At 57.8% G+C, this 4,177-nt stretch carries 4 protein-coding genes; 3 read left to right on the top strand and 1 reads right to left on the bottom strand.

The window, feature by feature from the left end:
• The first annotated feature begins 157 nt into the window (after positions 1–157).
• From J5286_RS22225 to pmtA, 3 genes are all read left to right on the top strand, one after another.
• Positions 158–367: a hypothetical protein gene (locus J5286_RS22225; protein ID WP_209192039.1), complete on the top strand. Its 210-nt coding sequence runs from the start codon at positions 158–160 to the stop codon at positions 365–367.
• Positions 368–440: 73 nt separating this feature from the next.
• Positions 441–1,352, top strand: a complete 912-nt coding sequence (locus J5286_RS22220; RefSeq protein ID WP_209192038.1) for an AEC family transporter — start codon at positions 441–443, stop codon at positions 1,350–1,352.
• Positions 1,353–1,778: 426 nt separating this feature from the next.
• Positions 1,779–2,396, top strand: coding sequence for a phospholipid N-methyltransferase PmtA (gene pmtA / locus J5286_RS22215; RefSeq protein WP_209192037.1), 618 nt, complete (start codon positions 1,779–1,781; stop codon positions 2,394–2,396).
• Positions 2,397–2,618: 222 nt separating this feature from the next.
• Here pmtA and J5286_RS22210 read toward each other — a convergent pair whose 3' ends face one another.
• A complete protein-coding gene (locus tag J5286_RS22210) occupies positions 2,619–3,992 on the bottom strand; it encodes an ISNCY family transposase (protein WP_209192036.1) in 1,374 nt (457 codons plus the stop codon).
• Between the last annotated feature and the right edge of the window lie 185 nt (positions 3,993–4,177).

Genomic DNA, 4,177 nt, shown 5'->3' with positions numbered 1-4,177 from the left:
CGGCCGCCGAAAAATCCTCAATTCGCCCTGTCGTCCACGTCGGCATAAGTGGGGAATTTTACTTCGGCGCTAATGGGGAAAATTCACCCGGCATTGACACAAGCAGATGCTTACTCGCGGGAGTGCCACGCCGCTAGGCCCTGCCAAGGCGATGCATTTGCGTATCCCCGCGGGGCATCCAGAGGGCTACATCGAGGCGTTCGCGACGCTCTACAGCCAATTTGCCGCGATCATACGCGGAAAGGGCGATGAATATATTCCGCTGCTACCCGGTATCGCGGATGGCATTGAGGGGATGGCTTTCATCAATGCAGCAGTGCAGTCGAACGCTAGCGATGGCCGATGGGTCAAGCTCAGCGAAGTCTAGTCGTTATCCCATAACCCAGAGGTCGTCGCATTCGCCGACGCCGGTTCTCGTGCTAACAACATTACTAATCGTTATGCCGATCTTCGCAGTCATTCTGGTGGGGTGGCTTGCTGCTACGTTCAATATTTTGGGGCCACAGGCGGGCGCAGAAATCAATCGCCTTGTCGTATGGCTTGCAATGCCAGCTTTGCTCTTTGACGTTATCTCGAAAACAGAATGGAGCACACTATGGCAGCCCGGATTGATCGCGGTCTACACGCTAAGCTCGGCAATATGCATTGTTCCGATCCTCATAGTCTGTGTGCGCAGCGGAACACGCAGCCTGGCGGCTTCAGCAATTGATGCGATGAACGCGGGCTATCCAAACGTGGGATTTATTGGCTTTCCACTGGCCTTGGTAACTATTGGTCAATCAGGCCTTGTGGTCGCGGTTATAGGCGCCATTGCCACCACCTGCATCGTGTTCGGGCTGACGATTGCGCTCGTGGAGATCGGTGCCCAAGGCAGACGCCTCAGCGCAGCTTCGGCGTTCAAGGCGGCGGCGCGGGTCTTCCTCCATCCCATGATCCTCGCAGCGGCTGCGGCCTTCCCATTCACAATGCTGAATGTGGGTCTACCCGGTCCCGTCGACAGCTTCCTGACGCTGCTAGGCGCAGCAGCTCCACCGTGTGCGCTGGTCGGCCTCGGAGTATTGCTGGCAATCAAAAAAGAGAGCAGGCGGCCGGAACCCTGGCTTATCTCGCTTGTCACGATCACAAAACTGGTCGGTCAGCCTGTCGCAGCCTGGATACTCGCAGGTCCGGTTCTCGGTCTTGACCAAGCATCTCTTGTGTCGGTCGTGCTCCTTACCGCACTGCCTGTTGGTGCAGGTTCCTGGATGCTTGCGCACGACTACAAAAACGCCTGCCGCGTTCTCCTCGGGCACGATCGTTATCACCACAGTGGCATCCATCGTGACGTTGCCAGTATGTCTGGCGCTTCTTAGTATCGTGCCCTAGGCGTTTTCACTTCGAGGGCCCAGTTCGCCAAAGCAATCACGTCGATCGCGTGGCTGGAAAACCCGCTTCTTGCGTTCTCTGCGTGAGACCCAGATACCAGCCTCGGTCATCGCTCGATGGCTCCGAAGAAGCACTGAGACGGGCGCGATCACCGCACAGGCGAAGCCAAGCGGCGGCAGCTTCGGGGCCGGGACGCCATAACAGAGAGCGGGAGGGGCAGGTCTCAACGGATGTGAACTATCTCCCGAGATCACACTGGACCGCGCGGTCCATACATTCACACACCCGGCCACCGGTCGGGACACCGCAACCTCACAAGTTAAAGGCAGTACCGGATTCGCCGTTATTGAACTTGTATTTGTCGTCTTTGGAATATTTCTTCGCGTGAGCTAAATTACGGGTGGAGTCACAAATTGAGCTTACGGCAGCGCGTAGGGTTGAAATTCAAGGATGAAATCGAATTTCTGAAAGGTTGGAAACGCGATCGTGCTGCGGTCGGCGCTATAACGCCAACGTCTGTCGCGACAGCTGCGAGAATGGCCGATGTCATTCAGCCAAATTCTGGGCTTCCTGTTCTCGAACTCGGCCCAGGAACGGGCGTGATCACCAAGGCGATCCTGAAACGCGGAGTCGACCCGCGCGACTTGATTTCAGTTGAGTACTCGCCAGAATTCTGTCGGCATTTGCGCCAGGAGTTTCCAAGCGTCGACGTACGATGTGGCGATGCGTTCGCGCTGGATCTTACCCTTGGAGCGCAACGCGACACCACGTTTGACTGCGTTATCTCGGCTGTCCCACTGCTTCACTTGGCGCCGGAAAAGCGGCTTGCTCTTGTCCTGGACTTGCTCGAGCGCGTCCCCGTTGGCAGACCAGTTGTGCAAATCACCTATGGACTGCTTTCCCCAGTCGTCGCCTTGCCGGCGGGCTACGAGATCCGTCACCTCGCGTTTTCGATAAGGAACATCCCCCCAGCCCAGCTTTGGATGTACTCGAAGAGCGCTAAGCGTGAGCCTTTGAAGCAAACACGTTGAAATCATACGCCGGAGGTTCAGGAAACAACGTTTGCACATTTAACTTACGATATATCTTACGTTTGTGGCGGGAGAGTTGGAATGTCCGGCGGTTTGCAAAGTAGAAATGTCCGACTGGTCGCCAAACAGTACCCCGCCCCGATCTGAGCGGCTGATCCCGCTTGCAAGATCAGATCGGGGCGGGTGGCAAACACACCTCTTCGGCTTTAGCTTTGAGACAGGTCATTCCGCAGCCTGCTGCCGCAACAGTGCCTTCTGGCGCTTTGCTATCGCTGCCGGATCGTTCACGAAATCCTTCCGCCGGCCTGGCCCACGAGCGCGTTTGACGTAGCCATTCTTGTCGCTGTTGCTCTTCACCATCGGCTTGTCCTGCTGCTCCTGGCGCTCCTTGATATAGGCCAGAACATCCCCCAACCGCTTGTTCTCGGTGATCGCCGCATGCGTCACCCGCTGGTCCTTGTCGAACACCGTGTAGGGCAGGGAGTGGCCTTTCCACCGTACATCCAGGCGACCGTCCGCATAGGCATAGGTCTCGACATAGCGCCCCACCAGCCCACGCGTCACATCGGTCTCCTCCAGCATGATCCGCTTGCGCTCAAACGAGAACGTCAGCTGCGATCCAACATAGCGCTGCTCGCGTTTGCACAGGATCTCAGTCAACCGATCCGGCGTCAGATTCATCGGCCGATGCAGATCATCAGACCGGGCAGGGGTAACCGCAAAACGCGCATTGTAGTCCTCCATGAAACCAGGCAAAAACGTGTTGCCGGCCTCCATGCTGTCGATGCCGCAAAGCCTGAGCTCCTTGACCAAGCGGTCCTGCAGCGTCCGGTTCATGCGCTCGACACGACCCTTGGCCTGGCTCGAATTTGCGCATAGAATCTCGATGTTTAACTCGCAAAGCGCACGCCCGAACTGGGTCATGCCCTGGCCACCTTTGGCATCCTTCTTCGCCACCCGGAACACCGAATGCTTGTCCGAATAAAAGGCAATCGGGGCGCCGTGACGGTGGAGATAGAGCTCCAGCGCCTCGAAGTAGGTGAAGGCACTTTCCGAGCGCACGAAACGCAACTGCATCAGCCTGCCGGTCGCATCGTCGACAAACACCAGCAGCGAGCAAGGCGGCCCGCGATCCTCGAACCAGCGATGCTCCGACCCATCGATCTGCACCAACTCGCCATAAGCCTCACGTCGAAGCCGTGGCTGATGAAACGTCCGCCGCTGCTTGGCCGACAGCCACAGTCCAGCATCGACCATCCAGCCGCGCACCGTCTCACGCGACACCCGCAAGCCATCGCGCTCAGCCAACTTCTCCGTCGCCAACGTCGGACCGAAATCCGCATAACGTTCGCGAACCAGCGTCATCGCATAATCCCGAACGCCGTCGCTGATCCGATTGTTCGATGGCCGGCCGATCGCCTTGTGCCGGATCGACGCCGCGCCGCCAGTCCGTATCCGTTCCAGCAACCGACGCACCTGGCGCTCGCTCAGGTCAAGCACATGCGCCGCTGACACCGTGGTCATCCGCTCGGCAACTACCTTCGATAAAACCTCGATCCGCTGCAGATCGCGCTCGCTCATCGCTATCAATCCCATCTGCAATCTCCCAGGCATCATTCAGACCCGGGGAGTGTGACATTCCAACTTTGCAGAAACAGGACATTCCAACTTTGCGGCTACACACAATGTCAAAGCTGAATAGGGCTGCGACGTTGTCAGCCATTTAGATACGCGACACTGGCTGCTCGGATCAGCCCCCGATCCGACCGGCTGGGCCGGGT

It is taken from the genome of Rhizobium sp. 16-488-2b (genome assembly GCF_017741815.1).
Lineage (GTDB): Bacteria > Pseudomonadota > Alphaproteobacteria > Rhizobiales > Rhizobiaceae > Rhizobium.
Note: the sequence above shows the minus strand (reverse complement) of the source record. Positions and strands in the feature narration are given on the sequence as shown.